The sequence below is a fragment of the Rudanella paleaurantiibacter genome (assembly GCF_009184635.1).
GTDB classification, from domain to species: domain Bacteria; phylum Bacteroidota; class Bacteroidia; order Cytophagales; family Spirosomataceae; genus Rudanella; species Rudanella paleaurantiibacter.
Map to the genome: position 1 here is coordinate 108,626 of NZ_WELI01000008.1, position 21,701 is coordinate 130,326.

General features: G+C 52.1%; 25 protein-coding genes. 9 read left to right on the forward strand and 16 right to left on the reverse strand.

The window, feature by feature from the left end; all coding sequences use genetic code 11:
- Nucleotides 1-35: 35 nt before the first annotated feature.
- The 11 genes from F5984_RS18825 to F5984_RS18870 form a co-directional block, all read right to left on the reverse strand.
- Entirely contained in the window at nt 36-644 is a 609-nt protein-coding gene (locus F5984_RS18825) for a transglycosylase SLT domain-containing protein (protein WP_152125773.1), read from the reverse strand.
- Nucleotides 644-2,047 carry a hypothetical protein gene (locus F5984_RS18830; protein WP_152125774.1) on the reverse strand — a complete coding sequence of 468 codons (1,404 nt, stop codon included), beginning with the start codon at nt 2,045-2,047 and terminating at the stop codon, nt 644-646. Before F5984_RS18830 ends, F5984_RS18825 begins: the two co-directional genes overlap by 1 nt.
- A gap of 11 nt (nt 2,048-2,058) precedes the next feature.
- Nucleotides 2,059-4,476 (reverse strand): hypothetical protein, encoded by a 2,418-nt coding sequence (locus F5984_RS18835; protein ID WP_152125775.1) that lies wholly within the window; start codon nt 4,474-4,476, stop codon nt 2,059-2,061.
- A gap of 15 nt (nt 4,477-4,491) precedes the next feature.
- Nucleotides 4,492-5,283 (reverse strand): hypothetical protein, encoded by a 792-nt coding sequence (locus F5984_RS18840; protein WP_152125776.1) that lies wholly within the window; start codon nt 5,281-5,283, stop codon nt 4,492-4,494.
- A 42-nt stretch (nt 5,284-5,325) separates the two neighbouring features.
- Nucleotides 5,326-5,640 carry a hypothetical protein gene (locus F5984_RS18845; protein ID WP_152125777.1) on the reverse strand — a complete coding sequence of 105 codons (315 nt, stop codon included), beginning with the start codon at nt 5,638-5,640 and terminating at the stop codon, nt 5,326-5,328.
- Between the two features lie 9 nt (nt 5,641-5,649).
- Nucleotides 5,650-6,153 carry a hypothetical protein gene (locus F5984_RS18850; protein WP_152125778.1) on the reverse strand — a complete coding sequence of 168 codons (504 nt, stop codon included), beginning with the start codon at nt 6,151-6,153 and terminating at the stop codon, nt 5,650-5,652.
- 61 nt (nt 6,154-6,214) lie between these two features.
- The gene (locus F5984_RS26570; protein WP_185155567.1) at nt 6,215-6,388 is read right to left on the reverse strand and encodes a hypothetical protein; all 174 of its coding nucleotides are present in this window, start codon (nt 6,386-6,388) and stop codon (nt 6,215-6,217) included.
- 79 nt (nt 6,389-6,467) lie between these two features.
- Nucleotides 6,468-7,019, reverse strand: a complete 552-nt coding sequence (locus F5984_RS18855) for a hypothetical protein (protein ID WP_152125779.1) — start codon at nt 7,017-7,019, stop codon at nt 6,468-6,470.
- 33 nt (nt 7,020-7,052) lie between these two features.
- The gene (locus tag F5984_RS18860) at nt 7,053-7,373 is read right to left on the reverse strand and encodes a hypothetical protein (RefSeq protein ID WP_152125780.1); all 321 of its coding nucleotides are present in this window, start codon (nt 7,371-7,373) and stop codon (nt 7,053-7,055) included.
- A 4-nt stretch (nt 7,374-7,377) separates the two neighbouring features.
- Nucleotides 7,378-7,836, reverse strand: coding sequence for a hypothetical protein (locus F5984_RS18865; RefSeq protein WP_152125781.1), 459 nt, complete (start codon nt 7,834-7,836; stop codon nt 7,378-7,380).
- Between the two features lie 3 nt (nt 7,837-7,839).
- On the reverse strand, nt 7,840-8,259 hold the full coding sequence (locus tag F5984_RS18870; protein WP_152125782.1) for a hypothetical protein: 420 nt from the start codon (nt 8,257-8,259) through the stop codon (nt 7,840-7,842).
- 361 nt (nt 8,260-8,620) lie between these two features.
- Here F5984_RS18870 and F5984_RS27020 point away from each other — a divergent pair, with 361 nt between their 5' ends.
- Nucleotides 8,621-8,818: a DUF4248 domain-containing protein gene (locus tag F5984_RS27020; protein ID WP_152125783.1), complete on the forward strand. Its 198-nt coding sequence runs from the start codon at nt 8,621-8,623 to the stop codon at nt 8,816-8,818.
- Nucleotides 8,819-8,868: 50 nt separating this feature from the next.
- Here F5984_RS27020 and F5984_RS18880 read toward each other — a convergent pair whose 3' ends face one another.
- Together F5984_RS18880 and F5984_RS18885 are read right to left on the reverse strand one after the other, a co-directional pair.
- A complete protein-coding gene (locus F5984_RS18880; RefSeq protein ID WP_152125784.1) occupies nt 8,869-9,282 on the reverse strand; it encodes a single-stranded DNA-binding protein in 414 nt (137 codons plus the stop codon).
- A 39-nt stretch (nt 9,283-9,321) separates the two neighbouring features.
- Nucleotides 9,322-10,905, reverse strand: a complete 1,584-nt coding sequence (locus tag F5984_RS18885) for a hypothetical protein (RefSeq protein ID WP_152125785.1) — start codon at nt 10,903-10,905, stop codon at nt 9,322-9,324.
- 651 nt (nt 10,906-11,556) lie between these two features.
- Here F5984_RS18885 and F5984_RS18890 point away from each other — a divergent pair.
- The 8 genes from F5984_RS18890 to F5984_RS18925 all read left to right on the forward strand — a co-directional run bounded on the left by F5984_RS18890 (nt 11,557) and on the right by F5984_RS18925 (nt 19,532).
- The gene (locus tag F5984_RS18890; RefSeq protein WP_152125786.1) at nt 11,557-11,940 is read left to right on the forward strand and encodes a hypothetical protein; all 384 of its coding nucleotides are present in this window, start codon (nt 11,557-11,559) and stop codon (nt 11,938-11,940) included.
- A 140-nt stretch (nt 11,941-12,080) separates the two neighbouring features.
- The gene (locus F5984_RS18895; protein ID WP_019990024.1) at nt 12,081-12,890 is read left to right on the forward strand and encodes a glycogen/starch synthase; all 810 of its coding nucleotides are present in this window, start codon (nt 12,081-12,083) and stop codon (nt 12,888-12,890) included.
- The gene (locus F5984_RS18900) at nt 12,847-14,277 is read left to right on the forward strand and encodes a DUF4270 family protein (protein WP_185155568.1); all 1,431 of its coding nucleotides are present in this window, start codon (nt 12,847-12,849) and stop codon (nt 14,275-14,277) included. The genes F5984_RS18895 and F5984_RS18900 overlap by 44 nt, the downstream gene beginning before the upstream one ends.
- A 292-nt stretch (nt 14,278-14,569) precedes the next feature.
- Nucleotides 14,570-16,408, forward strand: a complete 1,839-nt coding sequence (glmS, locus tag F5984_RS18905) for a glutamine--fructose-6-phosphate transaminase (isomerizing) (protein ID WP_152125788.1) — start codon at nt 14,570-14,572, stop codon at nt 16,406-16,408.
- A gap of 36 nt (nt 16,409-16,444) precedes the next feature.
- Nucleotides 16,445-17,011: a Uma2 family endonuclease gene (locus F5984_RS18910; protein ID WP_152125789.1), complete on the forward strand. Its 567-nt coding sequence runs from the start codon at nt 16,445-16,447 to the stop codon at nt 17,009-17,011.
- Nucleotides 17,012-17,140: 129 nt separating this feature from the next.
- A complete protein-coding gene (locus F5984_RS18915; protein ID WP_152125790.1) occupies nt 17,141-17,698 on the forward strand; it encodes an RNA polymerase sigma factor in 558 nt (185 codons plus the stop codon).
- On the forward strand, nt 17,670-18,431 hold the full coding sequence (locus tag F5984_RS18920; RefSeq protein WP_152125791.1) for a hypothetical protein: 762 nt from the start codon (nt 17,670-17,672) through the stop codon (nt 18,429-18,431). Before F5984_RS18915 ends, F5984_RS18920 begins: the two co-directional genes overlap by 29 nt.
- Nucleotides 18,432-19,532 (forward strand): hypothetical protein, encoded by a 1,101-nt coding sequence (locus tag F5984_RS18925; RefSeq protein ID WP_152125792.1) that lies wholly within the window; start codon nt 18,432-18,434, stop codon nt 19,530-19,532.
- 1 nt (nt 19,533) lies between these two features.
- Here F5984_RS18925 and F5984_RS18930 read toward each other — a convergent pair whose 3' ends face one another.
- The 3 genes from F5984_RS18930 to F5984_RS18940 form a co-directional block, all read right to left on the reverse strand.
- Nucleotides 19,534-20,673: an App1 family protein gene (locus tag F5984_RS18930; protein WP_152125793.1), complete on the reverse strand. Its 1,140-nt coding sequence runs from the start codon at nt 20,671-20,673 to the stop codon at nt 19,534-19,536.
- Nucleotides 20,674-20,762: 89 nt separating this feature from the next.
- Nucleotides 20,763-21,143, reverse strand: coding sequence for an iron chaperone (locus tag F5984_RS18935; RefSeq protein WP_152125794.1), 381 nt, complete (start codon nt 21,141-21,143; stop codon nt 20,763-20,765).
- Nucleotides 21,144-21,155: 12 nt separating this feature from the next.
- Nucleotides 21,156-21,683, reverse strand: a complete 528-nt coding sequence (locus F5984_RS18940; RefSeq protein ID WP_152125795.1) for an adenylyl-sulfate kinase — start codon at nt 21,681-21,683, stop codon at nt 21,156-21,158.
- Between the last annotated feature and the right edge of the window lie 18 nt (nt 21,684-21,701).

The window sequence follows — 21,701 nt, forward strand, 5'->3', positions numbered from 1 at the left end:
CATTCGGATATGGTTAATTGTGTGCTGCAGTTCGTCTAGTCTGCAGAGTATTTTTTGCGCTTCCATAGGTAAAAGCCACCCGCTAGGGTTGCAACGGTTAATAGTCCGGTTGTTGAGTTTATTCCAGCACTGCTGGAACCGTCCGGGTAAGGTTGTCGGTCGTACTGTCGAATAGTCCATGCAATTTCTTCGAGTGTAATTTTTCCATCCTTATTCCGGTCAAGTGCCGCGTTCTGGCTGTACGCCGTGGTGCCCTTTGCATAGGCTGTATAGCTTAGCGGTTTGGTTGCGTAGGCCGGTGCAAAAACATAGAAGTACAAAACATCTAGGCTAGTAACCTTGCCGGTAATGTTCCAGCGTTCAAAATATCGTTCTACGTAATCCAGTTGCTTTACGGCCGTCATGCTTGCCAGGGCTGCTGTTGTGGTGCCCAGGCTTGCTGCAGTACTGCTGGTAAACTGAATCAGACCAACCGCCCCGCTATACGGGTTCTTCACATTTGGCCGAAACGTACCGGCACTTTCAAACCTCATTACCACCATTAGCCAATTGGGATTGAATCCAAATCGATTGGCAATCTGCCTAACCCGCCGTTCAAACGTTGCCCGGTCGGTTAATACCATTTCATCATATACCAGAGCCATTACAATGAATCGTTAAACGTTACCAACTCATTACCTACTACATCGAACGTCCACGTTTTAGAACCGCCTGGGTGCTTGATCGTTACCCGCCGTTGTGCGTTGGGTATTGCATACGGGTCGTAAAAAAAACCACTTACCAAACCGTTTTTGGTTCGGGTTTGAGCAATGCCCATTTTCTTACTCGCTTGCACCAGTACGGTTGCGCCGTCGCTCGCTGGCTCCTGCCATGCGTTGCCGTCTTGCCCATCCACGTAGTACGGGGCATACGCCCGGTTGCCCCCTTCCGTATCGCGTAAGTCGTGGTACATTTCTACACCGGCCCGTATGTAATCGTAGCCCCATAAAGGTTGTGTCGTGTAGCTGTCTGCAGTCGAATCCGAATGATTGCCGGTGTACGGGAATTGTGCCGGGCTACCTGGTGCCGGTGCCCAGAAATCCTGTCGGGCATCGTCTGGGTGCGAACTCTTAAACTTGTTCCGGTCAGTAACAAACTTTCGTGTATCGTGCCACTCGATTAGCCCCCGGCCGAACCACATAGACGAAAAGCCAACCATTACGCATTCTGTCAGGGCCGAACTACCATAATCACGAATTGTAAGCACCCCGGCCGGGCTGGTGGTTTCGTGGTGCCAATCGAACGTCTTTGCCATGATTGGCGGGTTGTTCGGGGTTTCGTACATCGGAAAGGGTATTACGTAACACCCCCGGTCATTCGCTAAACTGTTGATTTCTAACGAGTGCACAATTTCCAGTGCTCTGTCGAACTCCTGTGAATTGTGCGGGTAGTAACTCACATTCGACGCAATGGCATCACCCAGGTTCAAACCGGCAATGGTTGTGTAAAAACTGTTGGTGCCCCGCGCTGCTGCCTTCGAACCGTACCGGCCGCGCCGGTGTAGTGGGTCGCGTGATCCAGAAACCAAGTTCAAAAAACGGCCCTGGTACATACCCAAATCACCATACGAACCAACCAGCACCGTAGGAAAGCCCGCCCCCGCTGCCCGTTCAAGTAGCCGCTGCATAAACCATCGGTATTGCGGTTTTTCAGACGTACAAACGGCCGTCGGCCCCTCTCCGAATTGGTCGATAATAAAACCGGTGATCGGGTAGGCATCCGCAACCGCCCGGCTTTGTGCTTCGTTTAAGTTGCTGCAGTTCGCATTAGCACCAGCATTGGCCCACATTTCCCAATTGGGCATAGTGTGTTGTTTGGCCGGTGTTAGGCCGTCTAAAACGTGCACATGAGTTGCCCCGCGTTGCTCGTATGCTTCGGCCGGTGTGTCTTTGCGCTTTCGGCTGATAGCGTACACCTTTCCTGCCGGTAATGTCATCACCCGGCCAACCACCGGCCCCCGTTCCAAAAACTCAGGACGTACCCAGGACGGTAAAAAATAACGTTGCATTGTCTAGGTATTTAGGTTGTAGAAATCAGTACAATACTTTGTGCCCAACCGATAATGAATGTGGGGTCTGTCTCGTACTGGTACAAATCAAGTCCTGTTGTTGATCGGGTAACAATACAGGTAATGTTGATTTGTTGGCCCGGTGTAAACAGCGTTGCTGGCAGTGCGTCGATATACCGCGTGTTCTCCACGTAGTACACTTTATGGTACCCTGCTGGCAGTACGTACCCCGACGTGTCAGACAGACGAACCAAACCGTTTACGGCCGTCTGCGTAATTTTCATTACATTCTGATTGGCCGTAATTACATACCCGGTGCCCGGAATCGGCCGGGCTGTTGTGCTCGTTGTTGGCTCGGTATTGCCTGGGTTCGCTGGTGCCGCTGGTGGTGTTGCCGGGTCGTAATACGTTACGCTTTCAATCTCCCAGGTACGGCCCGAAACCGGGTTTTCGTTACGGTTCCAATTGGTAATGTAGAATTGGTTTACAATCCCATCCCAACGCCAGGTACCCTGCATTTGAACCGCTACGGTATGAACGGCCCCATCATTCGGCACTGCAAACTGTACCATTTGTTGTTTGCCTTGTGCCGGGTCTACCGTGTCGCTGTCCAGTTGCCCTGCCTTTTTAAACCCAATGGCTAATTGGGTTTCAGGGCTGCTGTTTTTCATGCGTACATAGATGGTCGAAACGTCTGCAGCATTAAACGGTAAGTTCGGGCTGTAAACGGCCGCGTTGCCCTGGGTGTGCGTCACAATCAGTTTACCGCCCGTTGCCCGGTCATTGGTTGTTGCATTCTGCGTAAACCAATCGCCCCGGTTTTGTGCAAAGCTGTACGCTGGTTTGTTATTGGCCCGGTTGCTGCTTTGGTGTGCTGTGCTCGCTTGCCGGATTTCATCGATAGAGCCAACCACCACGTCAAACACATAGTACAATGTATCTACCGGGTCGATTTGACGGCCAATTAGGTTGGCCACATATCGTGCCCGGCTCCCAAATTCGCCACCGGTTGCCCCTGGTTCTTCGTCCCCATCGGTACGGGTATTGAAAGAAAATTGATCGGGGCCGGTAACACCAATAAACCGCGAACCATTGCCCAGCGCGTACCAGGGTTCGACCGTTGGGGTTGTTTCCAGATCATTGGCCGGGTTGCTCAAATCTCGCATTACAACACCGTTGGGGCCATAGAAAGCAGTGTACCGGTAAACGTCATTGCCGTACAATATTGGTGCTTCCTGGAACTCGCCTTGATAGCGTTTCAGGTTCCCGTTTGCGTCGCGTTCTTGCCGTTCGTCATTCGCCTGGTTGATGCTCACTTTGTACCAGTTCCGTACTACGTTTTCCCCAATCAACCGGCTCCATACTTCGTAATTCGTGCCGGTCTCGTAGTTTTCCATCGGAAAGTTTTTCGCAATGTTTTTGGTGTAGTGGGTGCCGGTTGCGGCATCGTAACCGTAGGCTATAACCTGCGAAGCATTGTTTTTATAATCACCCGCTTCTAACGGATTCATCATAAAACGTTCCCATCCCGGCCCCTTTGGAAAGTCAGGGTGATTGTACGGGTTTGGCCCCATGTAGCTCGATATGGGCAACAAACGGCCAATATCGTAGCGGTTTACAAAGTTGGCCCCGCCGTTCTCTGATACGTGGATAATTGCGCCCCCTGCGTTCAAATCGCGTATTAACTTGATTCGCCCGTTCTGGAAAACAATTTGCCCGTTTGCCGGTCGTGCCCCTGTATCTGGGATAGGCGTAAACGGAAAGTTAAAATACTTATCCGCCCCTACTGGCTGCGTTGGTGTTGGTGCCGGTGCTGTTGAGTTGGCACCATCCAGGCCGTACACTTTTAACGGGCTGTCCTGGTTGGCAGTAGGGCTGGTAAACTCCACGCTAAACGTTTGGTTCGTTGCCCGGTTTCTGAATGCCAATACATACTGTTTGTTTGGCTCGATTCCACCCGTACCCAACGTTGCCGGGTTGTACACCAGGGCTTTATTATAGTTCGGGTACGTGTTGTTGCCAATCGCTTGCCGGTAATCGGTATGGTTCCAGCCAAAACCAGCCAGGGCCGTACCATCCTTTCGGCTTAAACGTACATCCAAATCGTAAGCACTGTACACATACAACGTTGCCCCGTGGGTGTTTACGTCATACGTTAGCCCAACCAGTGTTACTGTGTTGTTGGTCGGTGTAGTCGTGCCACCGGTTGAACCAGTGCCACCGGTTGAACCAGTGCCACCGGTCGAACCAGTACCACCGGTCGAACCAGTGCCCCCGGTCGAACCAGTGCCACCGGCCGAACTCACCACCCGGTACACTTGCCCCGCCCCGGTTTGGCCGGTGGTGCTGGTGCTCGTTTTTTTACGTGTAGCCAGGTATAAACCCAATCCACCAACCAGGCCAAATAAGGCTTTCTTATCAATTTTCATGGTGTGGATTAGGGTTTATTTTAGGCCAACGGTATAAGCATAAACGTCGTGAATCTCCGTTACCCAACCGATAAACGGGAAAGTGCCGGTACTACCAAAATAACTGTACTCGTACACCACGTGGGTATTTCCGTTTACTTTCTTCCACCCCAACGCCTTGCCTAGTGTAGCACCCGCGTTGAACGTCCTACGTACCGGGCTTGTGTGGTAAACTGTCTTTTTGGATAGTACATAAACGGTCTTACCCTTAATGTCAGGCAAACCGGGTACCGTGTATGGGTTCGGGGTTTGGCCCGTGCCGGTACTGCCAGTGCTGCCAGTCGTGGTGCCGCTGCCAGTTGTCGAACCCGTGCCGGTGCCGCCAGTGCTTCTGGTGCCTAGCAGTTGCGAAAACTTTACAAAGTCGCTACCTAATTCGGACTGCAAACGTTGTACAAGGTTTTCTTTATACAGATTGAAATACGCCGTTTGGACTGCTGGCCAATCCGTAATTAACGGTGCCACTGCAAACAACGCATCTTCGTCGGTGCCCGGTGCCCATCCCAGGAACGCCCCCCAGGGTTCGAAAGCATCCCGTATTTGCATTGCCTGTTGAGTCGGTATGCTGCTGGCTGCATTGGCCAACGTCGAATCTTGCCGGTACTTGCTTAGGGCATTTGTAACCAGCCAGTAACCGGCAATAAGTAGGCCCGAAATTGCCAGAACGTTACCCGTAGAAACGCCGTTTTTCCGGTCGGCTTTCGTGCCGCCGTCCGATTCCTTTTTTGTCAGGAATAGGCCCAAAAAGAAAAGCAAAATATTAATCATTGTTCATTCGGGTTAGGGTGTTGGTAAGCAGTGTTCTGCTGCCTACTTTCCAAAAATCTTGTTGAGTGAAGCAACCAGGCTAGGCAGTGCGCCCATTAAATCAGTAAGCCCCCATTTTTTGCCCTTCATGTTGGCCGCTACTTTCGACAATTCAGCCTGAATTGATGGTGTAGCCAGTTTCTTTGCAAAGGCCGGTTCTTCCAGCATCAAGCTATTTAGGTACTCGAAAAGCTGCGTAGTTGCCGCAATCCCGACCGTTTCCGCGCTGGTGTTGATAAACGTAGTTGCTGCCACTTCCAGGGCTGCTGTATCTGACTGCATTACCACTGCTTCGACTGCTTTATTTGCCTTGTTCATAATTGGGGTTTACGCTTTAAGTCCTTTTAATCCACTCAGTAGGCCCGGCATCTTAGATACAACGTCGGTCATTCTGTCAATTGCCGATTCGTCGTTTTCGTCGTCGTCGTCGGTCAGTTTTTTAAGCTGGTTCCGAATCTCAATTATTGAATCCTCCAGGGCTTGTAATCGCATTTCCTGTCGTAACTCTTTCTCGATTTGTTCTCTCAGTTCCTTTTTATAGGTGTCCAGATCGGCTGCACTGATTCCCATGTTTTGCGCTGGTTGTGCCGTGGTTGGCCGTGGTTTTGCTCCTATTGTAAATTCGTATTGGCCTTGCCCTGCCTGTCCGTTTTTCGATTCCCGAACCTTTAGTGTGTACCGGCCGGTGTTGAGTAGTTGTAAATACTCCGTTAGTTCGTTCTCACTTTGCGCCAAATCGGTGCCGTCGAACTCATGTATTTTTTTGCCGTCGCGTTCCAGGCACCAGTACGGTTTAGAACGTAGTCGGAAATAGGTTAAGGCTTGTTCCATCGGTTAGAAAAATGGCCCCGAACCTGCACCGGCCGGGGCCATTTATTTAGGGCTTGTGCTCTTACTTTTTCTTCATTTTGAGAATCTCGTCCTTGAGCTTCTTTTTAGCTGCTTCGGCTCGTAAGATGCTGTCGTTGTGCTTTTTGATTTCCACAACCTTTGCCTTTTGCTTTTGCAGTGCTTCCAGGCTAGGGTTGCCTTTCAGGGCTTTCGGGTATTTTTTGAGTTTTGCCACTTTGAAAATGGTTTAGGGTTTAGGAATAGCCCCGGCACCAGATCGGCACCAGGGCACCTGCTTGGGCTATGCCCGTGGGTTACTTTTTCCGCTTTTTCTTGCCGAACAACTTGAACGGGTCGAAATAGACGAACGCACCAACCAGGGCAACAACCAGAATCCAGTTTGCCTGGATGAACTCCCATGCCTGGGTCATAAAACTCTTTTCGCCACTTGCTGTAGACATTGCCCCCAGGAAGTTGGCAGTTACGGCCGCGTTCTCGGTGTAGTCGTCTACCGTGTCGCCTTTGAGGGAAAAGAACGGTTGGCCGGTGTACACTTCTTTCAGGTTGTCGTTTACGTTCGTTACCGCGATTTCCCGGAAACCGTCGTTATCGCTGTCGGCACTGGTGTAAACGGGGTTGGCCACGTTGTCGGCTTCTGCCAGGTTGTACCGGCTGTCGATAAACGCCTTATTCAGAGCCAACAAAGCCGCTACCATGTCACGACTGATGTACAAAACTTTGGTGTCGGCTCCGGTGCCTTTCCGCGCTGCAAGGAAGGGTTGGCCGTCAGCGTCACCGCTGAAAATGTTCATCTGCTTGCCTAGAATCTCAGCAAAACCGACGTTATAAAGCAATCGTTTAGCCATTGTAAAAATGGGTTAGGGTTTAGGGGTAAAAGGTTAATTTTTCTTTAAGAGTAGGTACCCACCAACGGCCAATAGAACCAGCACGATTGGAGAAATACCCAGGCCATTTTTAGGCGCGTCTCCGGTGTTGGCTCCGTCTCCGGTTAGCCAGGGAGGAACTACACCCGTATTCTTAGCCTGCTCTTTTGCTGTCAGAAAGCCAAATACATTGTTGCCCAGGCTGGTAACAGATGTTAAGATTTGGTTCCAGTTGGGGCCGGTACTGCTGGTGCTCTTGCCGGTTTTGGGTTGTATGGCTGTGTTTGGTATCCAGCCAACATTAGGTACGTAGGTGTACCCGCTTGTGTCTGCCATAGTGTTAAGAAGGGATTAGGAAATTGAAAGGCATCTCGAACCGTTCGTCTATTGGCAGTGTAACCCCTTCCGCCCGAATCGTGCCCACATAGCGAATATCTATTTTCCGCCCCTGGTACTGATTGCGTAAATCGGGAAAAGCCCGTATCAAGTCGATTAGGTTCGTTCGAACTTCCACCGGTATCGTGATACGCCCCAAACCTGGCAACCGGTAAAATCCGCCCAGGTAGGCCGAACCCAAACGCGCCCCGCCCGTTGCCCGAAAGTCTAAGTTTACCTGCTGCAGTGTTACTGCTGTATTCGTCTGGTTTATCAACTCCACCGGCTGTACAAATACCAGGTAGCCCGATTGTACCCGAAATTGTACCGGCATCCCGAACGAAAAGTCTATCATTTGCCCGGCTCGTATTTTCGAAAACAGCCAGATCATTACGGCCGCGCCGATTAATAAAAGTGCGTTCATTTGTTAGCGGGTTAGAAAGAGTACCAGAACGATTGCCGCAACCAGTAGGAACCAGGGTGAAGTAAATAGGGCCGTCAGGCTCGTTGTATTGGGCACACTGGTACCCGTAAATTCCTTTAGATCGTTGCTCGACCAACCGGCCCCCAACAACTTCTGTAAGATGCTGGTTGGAATCGGTTCGCCCGGTTTCCAGGTAATACCCGCCCTGGCTAATTCTTCCCGTAACTGTTTTTCGAACAATAGCCGCTGTCTTTCGCGCTCGTTCGCTGCCAGTTGTGCTGGTGTAATCGACGTGGTGCCGTCCGGGTTGGTCGTTGCGCCCGGAATCGTTGGTAAGTCGTTTTGCGTCAACGTTCCCCCCGTATCGCCCGTTGGGTACGTTGGGTAATTTGTGGGTAGCTTGTAAGATGTGCTCGTTGCCATTGGTCGAAAAAAACGAAACCGGCAAACCTGCTTTTGCTTTGCTCGTCACTGATACGAAAATGAATGACCACCCCGAAAGGACGCAAACGATTAGAAAGGAGTGTAGAGCGTTACTTAACGCAGATCGGTTGTTAGTTGCTAGGCTGTGCATAGGCTTGCCGGTTCGTTTTCATTGGGTTGTTATTGTTTAGCGATTCGAAACTAATACACCCAAAATCCGGCCGTTTCCTTTTGCAACAATCTGTAGACAACTGCACACAAATGCACTGAAAAACACACAATTACATATTGCTTTCTATTGCTCCGAATACATGATATTTTGTATATTTGCTTAGGTTGTCCCACTTAAAAGCCCCTTGTTGTGTATTCAGAATCTTTCCTTTCCAAACAACAATTAATCGAACTTTACCGTACAAGCTACCGCAGGTTTGTTGTTGCTATCGAATCAATAAAAGAGCAAATCGGCTGGAAATCTGGTAAGCAGTATTTTAGCCCGAAACAGGTACGGATTATTATTGAGCACTTAGGGCCGCCCCTGGGTTCAAATGATTTCAACTAAAAAAGCCCGGCCGAATGAACGGCCGGGCTTTTTGTTTGTGCTGGTTCTTTTTAGAACGGTAAATCTTCCGAATCTTCACCGGCCGCAACCGGTACCCCCGCGCTGATCGGGGCCGCTGCTGGTGCTGGTGCTAGTGCCGGTTCCTCTCTTTTGGCCGCGCCTACTAGCTGAATCTCCCTTACCGTGAATTGCATATCGATTTGATTCATACCCCGGCCGTCCGTGTAAATTTTGGGGTTTAACTTTCCCTCTAAATATACCTGGGTCCCACGTGTAAGGTACGGTGCCAGTACATCTGCCTTGAAATTGTAAACGCAATTGTACCAGGTTGTACGCTCCTTTGTTTCGCCGTCCTTTTTCCATCGCTCGTTTACTGCTACCGTGAAAGTCAGGAATGAACCGGAAGCGCCTTCTTTGAATTGGGCACCTTGCCCGATGTTGCCAATGATAATGGTCTTTTGCATGGTTTGAAAAAAGTAAAAAATGTGAGAATTGATTAAGCACTATAAAGGCATATATGCACCATTGCGGGTACCATTTCGGGCACCATTTGGGGCACCATTTCGGGCACGATTGCCCGTAATAATTTCCGCTACTTGTAAGGATTGTTCCAGGCTACTTGCCCCCGGCTCATGTAGCATCCTGGTTGGTAGTTGGCCGCGTAAATCCAGGCTGATAATTGTCTTTAGCTGCATTCTCGCAGCACTCACCCGAAAGAATGGGCTTGTTTTCTGAATAAGGTACGGTTCGTGCGGCCGTCGCTGATCGGTGCCATAATACCGCAGGTATGACGGCTTGCCTATCATTACCTCATAATCTGCCAGGGTTGCCGGTTCCTCGGTGAAAGGGTTTATTAACCGTTCTTCTACACCGGCCGTACTGCTGGTAATGTTTTCGGGTTGATCGTCCGTTAATTCGTCCTCAGTTGGCAGTACAACTGGTTCCAGGGCTGAATTATCAAAATTCAGTTCGGCACATTTGTAAAATGCCCCAAACCGGCTGTACATCCGTAAACGCTTGGTATTCACTAGAATCTCATCGATTAATTCTAGGTCATATTGGCCGTCTGTCGTTTGGATGCAATCGGGCTTAAAATGGTATTTAATGCACTCCAAAACGCCTGATAAATAATGATTTATGTCAGACTTGCCCGGCCGAATGTATTCTTTTGTAACGGTGCCGTCCTGGTTACTTTTGTAGGTGTACAGGGTTTCGTAATGTAAACCGCTGTAGTTCGAATCGTTGCCGGTGTATTTCCGCCATAGGGTCTCTAAAACCGTTTGTACTTCTTTCACCGAGTATTGGGGCCGCTGCAGTAGGAACGAATGCAAGTGAATGTGTAAACCGTGGTCGTTCGACCGTTTTACTTCTAGCCCGTACTCACCTGCATATACGTACTTTTTCCACGCTGGTTCTTTCCGTAGCAGGTTAAACATTGCCATGATTTCACGGCCGTAAAAACGTTTGCCTTTCCATAGGCCGTTTTTGTGGGGCACCGTCAGTACCAAGTGAATTGGCCGGTAATGGTGCATTAACAGTTTGCCGGTTGCGTCGGTGGCTGTTGCCAGATAGTTGTAATACTTGCTACGCACCAGGGCCGATTTTCGCCAGTTCCAAACGTGGTCTAAACGGTGCTTAGAGTACCAGAACGCTAGGGGTACCAGTTTGGATTTACCTTCTTTTTCGAACATTGCGTAATACCCTTTGCCCTCACCCAACGCATACCGCAACTTTACCAACTGTTCGAACCGGCTATCTAACGAATCCCCATAGGCATCATAGTTGTATACCTGTTGCCGGGTCTGATCGTGCACAAACTTAGAATCGGGCAACTCCACCCCGTATTCAAGTAAAAACGAATCAATTTGATTTATCAGTTTTTCGTTAGCTACCTGTTTGTTACGTACAGTATAACCGAACTTATACGATTGCGAAAGGGAGTCTTTAACAGTAGGAGTATTACCCATCTTGGAAAAGGAAAAGGCCGGTTGGCTTTCGCCAGATAATTCTATATTTATCGAGTGAGGGTTAGGCCGCTGAAAACCAGCAAGTTTTAGGGTACAAAAAATGGGCTTAGCTGTTGCCAAATAAGCCCAATTGCGGGGCCGGTGCTGGTGCCCGTTGCCCGTCGATAGTTCCGGTATATTCTAGGTTGGTAAGCATTGTTGCCAACTCCTTAAGGGTGTCTAGCTTCGGCTGATGCGGGTATGCACCAAGATTGCTGGACTGAAAAACTTTTTTGTCAGCTTCTAATTTGTTTACGTAGATGGTTACTACGTTTCGCATTTCCCGGAAAGAGTGTTTTAGCCTAGCCATTATCGGTTTGTTTTTGGCACTGGTGGTGTTCGTCGCTTCGCGCCGGACGGATTTTTATACTACGTATGCTTGCCGGGCGCAACCTGGATAGTGTTGGCCCTGGCTGTTTTCCCGCTGGTTCTCGCCATTGGTTCGCCAGGGCCGTTGCACCCGTTTAAGCACCCCGGTACGTTATCCGGTCAGGAATCCGTCAAAAACCTTTCTGGAATATCCTACGGGGTTGTTATCAGTGCCAGAATCGAACTAGCTGTAAGGAATTTTGCCCTATTGTGCCCATGCACGACCGATAATTTTCAGAGCCACTGCCTACAACGTGTTTGGAATTATTTAACCTTATGCGTTGTATTGCCCTTGAATCTGCTACAATTGTAGTAATTTTCTTGTAGCAAAAACAATAAACCCAAAAATTTTCTTGTGAAATTATGCAGGATATTCACTTTGGCAAAGCACTCAAGGAGCTAGCAGACCAGAAGAAATTAGGCCCAACAGAGATTGGTAGAAGGATGGGGGTTCGTTCTCAGAGCATATATGAGATATACAAAACCGAGTCGGTTGGTGGCAAAATGATCGTAAAATTTTGCAACGCTATCGGTGTTGAACCCGCCGTGGTTTTTGGTCGGGTTGTAATGGATTCACTTCAAAAAAATGAAGGTGAAAAGACAAGAGAATTGAAAGATGTGATCGTAATGCAGCAACGTCAGTTGTCGGAGAAAGACCAACAAATTGCCATGCTTACACAATCTTTGAGGAATTTAACAGAGTCGCTGGGAAAGCACTCAGCAAGTGAATTGCTACCGGCTGCATAGCCGTTTCACTTGCTCACCTGTCTACGTAACAGGTAGTAGCACTAGGACTTTTTTGGTACTTTATGATTGAAATACGCGAAAAAATTGTATAATTTTGCAGATTTTCTATTTGCAAACTGTCATTTAGCGCCCGTCTTTTTATGAGCAAACTTCGCATTCTGTACGTTGCCAGTGAGATAAACCCCTTCTTAAAAACCACCGAAGTAGCTGATTTTGTTCGTAAGTTGCCACAGGTCATGCAAGAGCGCGGCATGGAGATTCGGATTCTGGTACCGCGTTTTGGTCTGATCAACGAGCGCAAGAACCGGCTCCATGAGGTGGTACGGTTGTCGGGAATCAATATCTCGGTTGGTGACGAAGAAAAGCCCCTGATTATCAAGGTGGCGTCGATTCCGAATGCCAAGTTGCAGGTTTATTTTATCGATAACGAAGACTATTTCCAGCGGAAGTACGTTTTTCACGATAAGGAAAACCGGTTCTACGATGACAACGATGAGCGCGCTATTTTCTTCTGTAAGGGAGCGCTGGAAACGGTGAAAAAGCTCGGTTGGTCGCCCGATATTGTTCACTGTAACGACTGGATGACCGCCCTGATTCCGCTTTACCTCAAAACGACGTATAAAAACGACCCGATGTTTAAGGACTCGAAGTCGGTTTTTACAATCTACAACAATGCATTCGACCATCAGTTCAGCAGCGGAGAACTGATTGAAAAAGCAAAAATGCTCGACATTGACGACGAAATGCTGTCGGCGCTGAATACGGGCGATTACGAAGGATTTATCCGGGTTGGTGTGGCTTATGCCGACGCCGTGGTGAAAGCTGAAGAAGAAGTAAGTGAAAGTTTGAACGCCATTCTTAATGACATCCCCGACTACAAATTCGGTTCTAACGAAGACGAAGATTTTGCCGACCGGTACTTCAACCTCTACACGCAACTGGCTGGGTAAAGCCACACTGCTGGCTGGGGCCACCCTGAGCCTGCTGGCTTGCCAGGAACCCAGTGAAATTGGATTGGCGCCCACTACTCCGGTGGGCGTTTTTTTCAGCGATACCTTCTCGGTTGAGCGCTCGACGGTCCTGCTCGACTCGGTACAGAGCAATGGCCTGAGCGGGTTGCTCACCGGCCGATATACCGACCCCATTTTCGGAAAAGGGCAGGCCGCTTCGTTTGCCCGGCTGGAGCTGAGCACGGCTTTTACGGTAGTCGACAAAGACAAAAACGTGATTCCGACCGCGCAAATCGTGTACGACTCTACCCGGCTGGTGATGTCGTTGCAGCGCGAAAGCGGCTTCTCCTATTTCTATGGCGATACGCTGGTGCCGCAACAGCTAACCGTACACCGGCTGACCGAAGATATTGGTACGGCTAACTATGATATTCGGAACCGAATTGGCTACGAGACACAGCCGCTTGCCCGGTTTACGGTACGGCCTCGGCCGCGCACCACAACCGGTGATACAGCCCTGATTGCCCGCCTGCCCGACGCCATTGGGCAGGATCTGATCAAGTTAGCCAATACTGAGGAGGGGAGAGATGCGACTAAGTTTCTGGCTATGAACAAGAAAGGCCTTGCTGTGGTAACCTCCACCGACCGGGCTTCGCTGTTTCAGTTGTCGCGCTTCTCGTACATTGCGGTGTACTACCACGTACAGGGCGATACCACGGCGAGTTCGTACGGATTTTTCCTGTCGGGCAACCGGTTTACGAACCTGACCGTCGACCGGGCGGGTACGCCATTGGCGGGGCTCCGGGCCGGGCAGGCCTTGCCGTCGTCGGCCACCAACGGCCGGACGTTTGTACAGCCTATGACGGGTGTAACTACCCGCCTGACTTTCCCGAGTTTGTTGTCGATTGAGGAAAACCGGCGTGTGGGTATCAATCGGGCCGATCTGGTGATTACACCGACCCAACCGGATGGTACGTTTCCGGGGGGAGGTTTGCCACCGTACATTGCTCTGGCAGAGGCTAACGGGTTTCAGATTGCCCGCTCGTCGCCCAACCGGTTGGTGCAATTGGTGCCGATCTTCCCTGGGGTGGCTATCAATACAACTGAGACGTCGTTTTACAGCCCGCAGGTGGTTACCTATAACAGCCGCACACGCGATTATACAATCAACATGACGGGCTACATACAGGCGATTCTGGCGGGTAAGCGACCCAATAACGGACTGTATTTGCTGACCCCCATCAGTAGCGATATTGGACCGGTATCACCGCAGGGTGCTTTGCAGCCGTCGCGCCAGCAGATTTACCTGAACGACCGGGTTCAGCGGATGCTGCTGGATGGGAAGGCCAGTGCTAAACTGGTGTTGTTCTTTACGTCGTCAAACTAAATGTGAGTACATAGTTTGCCCCGACTGGCCTCCGAAACAGGCCAGCCGGGGCTTTTTATTTCCTTAAACATGACCGGGTTGCCATGATCGGGTCGGTTTAGACCGCCGAAACTCGTTATTTTACACCCCGAACGGCCGCTATAAACGACCGATTAGCTCAACTTAAGTAGTGCATCGTTTCGATTTCCAGAGCCGGGTATTAGCTTGCCTTGGGCAACTTGTTCATTATGAATGAGTTGACGAAAAGGCCTGGAGTTCAGAAACGAAAAACCAAAAAACACTTTTTAAAACCATGTGCGGAATTGTGGCATATGTGGGACACCGCGAAGCGGCTCCCCTGGTCCTGAAGGGCCTCAAACGACTGGAATATCGCGGGTACGACAGCGCAGGAATTGCCCTGCTCAACGGAAACGGCCTGAAGGTTTATAAGAAAAAAGGGAAGGTAACCGATCTGGAGGGTGAACTCGCTGGTAAGGAGTTACACGCGACTATTGGCATGGGGCACACCCGCTGGGCTACCCACGGCGAACCCAACGATGCCAATGCGCACCCGCACTATTCGTTTCACCGGAAGCTGGCCATTATCCACAACGGGATTATTGAAAACTACGCGGCCATCAAGAAAAGCCTGCTGGCCAAAGGGCGTGAATTTCGGTCGGAGACGGATACCGAAGTCCTGATTCAGTTTATCGAAGACATTCAGGAGAATACTGGGTCGTCGCTGGAGGAAGCCGTTCGGCTGGCGTTGCAGGAGGTTGTGGGGGCCTATGCCATCGTGGTGATTTCGGAAGATAATCCCACGCAGTTGGTAGCCGCCCGGAAAGGCAGCCCGCTGGTGATTGGGGTGGGCGAAAACGAGTTTTTCTTTGCGTCGGATGCCTCGCCCATTATCGAATACACCAAAGATGTGGTGTACCTCGACGATTACGAAATTGCCGTGGTGCGCGAAGGCGAACTGAAAATTGTGACGCTCGAAAACGCCGAAAAAACACCCTACGTGCAAAAGGTAGAGCTGGAGCTGGAAGCCATCGAGAAAGGCGGCTTCGATCACTTCATGCTCAAGGAGATTTTTGAGCAGCCGCGTTCTATTGCCGACTCCATGCGCGGGCGCGTTAACGCCGACGAAGGAACCCTGCAGCTGGGTGGCCTGCGCGATTACATGGACAAACTGGCTAAGTCGAAGCGGATTGTGATTGTGGGTTGTGGCACGTCGTGGCACGCGGGGCTGGTGGCCGAGTACATTTTTGAAGAATTGGCCCGGATTCCGGTCGAGGTGGAGTACGCGTCGGAGTTCCGGTATCGCAACCCGATTATCAAAGAGGGGGATATTGTAATTGCTATTTCGCAATCGGGCGAAACGGCGGATACGCTGGCGGCTATTGAGCTGGCTAAATCGAAAGGGGCAACCATTTTTGGCGTTTGTAACGTGGTGGGCTCGTCGATTGCCCGGGCCACGCACGCGGGGGCTTACACGCACGCTGGTCCCGAAATCGGGGTGGCGAGTACCAAGGCGTTTACAGCGCAGGTGACTGTGCTGACCTTGATGGCCCTGGCCGCGGCTCAGCGCAAAGGCACCATTTCCGACTCGCTGTTCCGGCAGTTGCTGGCTGAGCTGGAAAGTATTCCGGCCAAAGTGGAGCGGGTATTGCAGGCCGCCGACAAGGTGAAAGAGATTGCCCGCATTTTTACGTACGCCCGCAATTTCATCTATCTGGGCCGGGGGCTCAACTTCCCCGTGGCGCTCGAAGGGGCTCTGAAACTGAAAGAAATCAGCTATATCCACGCCGAAGGTTATCCGGCTGCCGAGATGAAGCACGGCCCGATTGCCCTTATCGACGAGGATATGCCGGTGGTGGTCAATGCTACGCAGGACAGCTCGTACGAGAAAGTGGTATCGAATATTCAGGAGGTGAAAGCCCGCAAGGGCCGGGTTATCGCCATCACGACAGAAGGAGATACCAACCTGCCCGGTATGGTCGATTTTGTGATCGAGATTCCGAAGGTGCACGAGATTCTGATGCCGCTTGTATCGGTGATTCCGTTGCAGTTACTGGCTTACGACATCGCTGTGCTACGCGGTCGCAACGTGGATCAGCCCCGCAACCTGGCCAAGTCGGTAACGGTGGAATAAATTTTGTAAATTGCCTTGGGCATAAACAGCAGCGATATGGAGACGATCACCAAACCGATGACGTATGAAGAGTTCCGGGCAATGGAGTTTTCGGCCGAAGAGGAGAAAGCGAACGTCTTTGAACTAATAGATGGCGAAATCGTGGCCAAAAATCATCCTACCGCAACTCATCAGAGTGTATTGCTTGAATTAGCAGTACTTGTCAAAAACTTTTTGAGCACCACTAAATCCGGCAAAGCATTTATCGCCCCGTTTGGCGTGGTACCAGAGCCGAATACCGACGTTCAGCCAGATCTGTTTGTGCTGCTCGACGCCAACTTGCCCAATTTGCAGGAAGACGGGTTCTTTGGCGCTCCTGATCTGGTGGTAGAGATTATTTCGCCTTCGTCTATCCGGCTCGACCGCAATACCAAGTTCAAGCTCTATGAGCGAACAGGCGTGGCCGAGTACTGGATTGTTGACCCGCGTAACCAGAGTATCGAGGTGTACGGCCGCACAACCGCCGGGTTCGACCTGGTTTCGTTTGCCGCCGAGAGCGGTACCGTTGAGTCCGGTGTGCTGGCTGGCTTGAGCGTAGATGTAACAGCGGTTTTTGCCGGGTAGGGCACCGTGAATCGTTTATTGAGGTCGGCTGGGGAATTTCCCGGTCGACCTTTTTTTTCGGACTCAGGCAACCCTTCGGCCGGTTGCTGCATTTCTGCTATTGAAACCTGTTTATCCAGCTAACGTCCGATGCTCCAACAACTGATCGAACAATGCCAGCTTGGCAACGGCTTCGCCCAACGGCGGCTGTACGATCAGTATGCCAATCGATTGTTCCGGATTGGGTTGCGGTACGTGCGGCACGATGCTGATGCCGAAGAGGTGCTGATGAATGCGTTTCTGAAAATATTCAGAAGCCTGCACGGGTTTGTGTACCGCGACGATAAAGCGCTGGAAGCCTGGATGAAACGTGTGGTGACCAACGAGGCCTTACAGTTTCTGCGGGCCAAACAGGTGTTGCCTTTGTTAACGGAGGTCGATCCTGACGACCCGCCGGTGACCCAGACCGATTTGCCCGATGCCCATCTGGATGCGGAACAAATCTATGACCTGATTCGGCAGTTGCCACCCGGTTACCGAACCGTGTTTAACCTGTACGCCATCGATGGGTATTCGCACCGCGAAATTGCCGAACAGCTTTGTATTTCTGAAAACACGTCCAAGTCTCAATTAAGCAAGGCACGTGCCTTGTTACAGAGCTGGCTAACCACAAACGGGTATGAACACGAATCCCGACGAACGTCTTGACCAACGCATTCGGCAGGTGCTCGACCAACTGCCCGATGCCCCCCCGCCGGGTTCTACGTTTGATGCCGGGCGTCTTTGGGAGCAGCTACGCCCCGAATTGGCGGCCGCGCCGGTAGTTCAACCGAAACGCCCGGCCCCGGTTTGGTGGGCTGTGGCAGCGGCCTGTATGGGGTTGCTTCTGGCCGGGGTATGGCTGTACAACGCTCAAACCAACCAGCCGACGCGGGTGGAGGCTGTGCACCTGCCTGCCCCCAAACCGCCTGACGGACCCCGCCCTCAGGTGGCCCAGACGCCCGAATCGAACAAACCCGAAACCGTAGCCCAATATCGACGGCAGCCCGAACGCACGCAACCGGGTAATAACCGCATCGCTACCCGACCTGTATCCGAAGTAGGGAAGGCTGAGACGCCCGTTAGCCAATCGGTGGAAGTGCCGGTGTTTCCTGCCAGTACGCCGGGTGGGCATGTGGCCCAGCTAACAGTGCCCCCGAGCCTTACCCCGCTGGTGGCCCAACGGACATCAGCCTCGGCTGCGGTACCAGCCAAACGGCGGTTTCGGGTTGTGCACGAAAACGAACTGCTGACCGAAGAAGAAACCTACCGGATTCGGAATGCGGGTGGAGGCCGCGCCGATCGGTTTGTGCGGCTTGGGTCGGGCAATGGTATCTCGGCGGCTTCGGACGAAGGGCCGACAATGCTTCAACTGCCTTTACAGAGAAAACAACCCCAATAAATGATACGATCAACTATTCGAATTGCTATGCTCCTGTTGAGCATGGTCGGGACCATTATGGCCCAATCGCCCGACTCGCACCTGGCAGGGCCTGGCAAACGGGGCCGCTTCGACGGACTGAGCCACATTGAAGTCGACTTGGGTCAGAAAAATGCGCTGATCATTGGTTTTCAGAGTTTTGCCCAACTCGAAGCCCGTAAAAATATCGACTCGGTGTTGCGCCTGTTTGTGGCAGATTACCGCAAAATAGCCGATACCACGCAGAACCCCGTTCAGGCGGTACACACACTTTTTCGGTTGGGTACCACCGCCCGTACGGTCGAAGTTCGGCAGCACCCGCAGCCGGTCAATGCCTACCGGTTTCTGGAAGGTCGAGCGGAGCCGGTACTGGTCAAATCGCGGCAGGATACGCTACAGGTCGTATGGTCGTTGGAGCCCCAAACGGTCTATAATTTTAGCCTGTACATACTGGTAAATAGCCTGAGCACAGTGGAGCGGTTATTGGCCGAGGGTGGCGTCAACCAAAAAGTACAGGAAGCCATGCAGGCCGTCAGGGCTTTCAAAGGCCACGACCTGACCAATCCTAAAATGTCATTCGACCTGCGTTACCGACACGAAGGTAATTCGGTCGGTACCAACTTTATGAGCCCCGGTCTGGCCAAGTCGCCTTTCCTGAGTTTTCAGCCCAATATCGGTGCGGGCCTGATTCGGAGTCAATGGGTGCCTTCGCTCAAGCTGGATGTGCAGTTTGTACCGTCGCGGTTCAAAGGGGTTGGATACTCGGTGGGGTATCTGTCGAATTTCTTTTTCCAGAATCCGGCCGATGGACGGGGGCTCATTCAACGAAACGACTTCCTGACCGTCGGGGTAGCATTTTACCGCCCTTCTGCCGACGGCCGTGGTCCGGCTTTCGACCGCCTTCGCACGAGCCTGTCGGTTGGGATGCTGGTGCACCGAAAAGGAGACTATTTTGCCCCAAACGCCATCCGGCTGAGTGGCACGCTCTACCAGAAGGGCCTGATCCGAATCGAGCCGGAGTTGTATATGAATGGCTTTTTCAAGAAAGTCTATCCGGGCGTGCGTATCGGGTTTGGGTTGTAAACTACATGGTTCCACCTGCCTCGTCGGCACGCCGGTCGGCCCGAATTTCGGGGATCGTGTCGGGGTCGATGAGGCCAATCGACGCTGCGTGTTCGGCGGCCGCCACCGTGTCGGGTACGAGCAGCATGGGCACGTCGAAGGCTTCGGTGGTGCGGATGAGTTCGCGCACGGCTTCGTCGCGCCGGTCCTGGGCCGATACGTCGCGGATGTACACCGCCCGAATCCGGCCGGGGTTATCGCGCACAACCTGACTGTAAATTTCGGGGTCTTGTTGCCCGCTATCGCCAATGAGCACAAATGGCAGTTGCGGATTCACGGCCATCACTTTTTCGATCATGGCCAGTTTGTGCTCGTGGTGCGAGCTCGCGCCCAGTTGATTAGCGCTCAGGCCGAGGTCGCGCAGGAGTAGCGGGCCCTTGGGGACGCCCTGAATCCGAAAAAAATCGACCAGTAGATCGTACAAATTCCAGGGGCTGCTCGACACGTAGTAAATCGGATTGAAGAGTGTTGTTACCGGGCCACTTTGCAGAGCCCGATAAAATGCCGCCACCCCGCCAAACGGCAGTCGCGTGTACGCGTTGCCCAGAAACGTAAGCCGGGCCGTTTGCAAAATGCTCGTCGCGCCGGTTACGAGCACCGTGTCGTCAATGTCTGAAATCACCCCAAACTGACTAAATCGGGGCGAAATCATCAGGTGACCGTGCTTTTCAACCGGCCGACCGTCGGGTTGGGTCACACCGTCGAGGTAGTAGCTGACGGGGTACCACGCCCGCCCGGCGGGTAGCTCGTTGGGTGGGTTTATGAGCAGTTCGAAATAGCCTTCTTCGTCGGTAACGGTGGTGTATTTCTGGCCGAAAGCCTCAATCCGTACCGTAACGCCCGGCACCTCGTCGCTCTCGAAACGTTGGTACGTAGCCACCAGATTCTCCCAAAACCGGCTGTTGTCGGAGGGGGTAGGCAGGTCGTGCTGCCGGAGCACGCGCCCGCTGAGCATTACGGCCGTTTCGGACCCAAATCCCCGAAAATAGATAATCTGGTAGGGTTTGTCGTGGTCCAAACGTCGGAACAGGCGCTCTTTTAAGGAGTCAAAGGCGGCTTCGGCGCCGAGGGCTGAGTTGATGAGGGTATCTTTCCAGGACATTGAAATCAAACGTTGTTGGGTAGAGGAGATAACCCGAACGGGGTCGAATGGTTGCCGGTTTCTGCCTACCGGTCTTTGCCGACGCGAGGTTACCGTTTAGGCCGGAGGACCGCCCGTTGCCTATTCTCAGCCGCCCGAAACGCCGTAATCCGGGCAATCAGGTCGAGGGGGAGGGGCTGGTTGAGCGGAAACTGCACCGAACCTTTGGCCCCTTTGTAGGCCGACAGTTCGGTCCGAAACGCGTTGATGCCGCTGGGGGCCGGGTAAAAACCGATATGGTGTTTGTAGGCCGCGAAATGCACCAGATTACCGTGTAACGTAAACGTAGGCATCTGGTAGCTGATGGTTTCGGTGGCCTCGGGAGCTGCCTCCCGAATGGTGGCGCGTAGGGTTTGGAGAAGCTGCTGCGTAGGCTCCGGGAAAGAGGCAATATACGCGTCGATGTCGGTAAAAACGGCTTTGGCTTGCATAGGTGTCTGGTTTTAGGGGAGCACGGTAAGCAGATACGTCACGAGCTGTTCTGTGCTTTGCGCTTCGGTTTGCCGGGCAGTGTACAGAGTCAGATCGGGGTGGAGGGGCGGCTCATACGGGTCGTTCACACCGGTCAGGTTAGCAAGCTTGTTGGGGTGGTTGTCGGGCAGCAGGGCGCGGGCATACAGGCCCTTGGTATCGCGCTCAATGAGCGTCGGCAGGTCGCAGCAAACATAGACTGTTTGGGTACCGGGGTACTGAGCGGCTACCTCGGCCCGCGTAGCCTCGTACGGGTTGATGGCCGCCAGAAAAACAACGACGTTTCGACGGCACAAAAGATGGCCCAGAAAGGCCAGCCGACGAATATTTTCTTGCCGATGCGCGGCCGAATAAGTAAGTTCGGGCCAGAGCTTTTGCCGAAGTACATCGGCATCCAGCACGTCTACGGCATAGCCGTGTTTTTCTAACTGGACCTTGGCGCGTTGGGCCAACGTGGTTTTGCCCGCTCCCGACAAACCAGTCAATTGAATCAGTACCATCGCCGAAAAATACTTCCT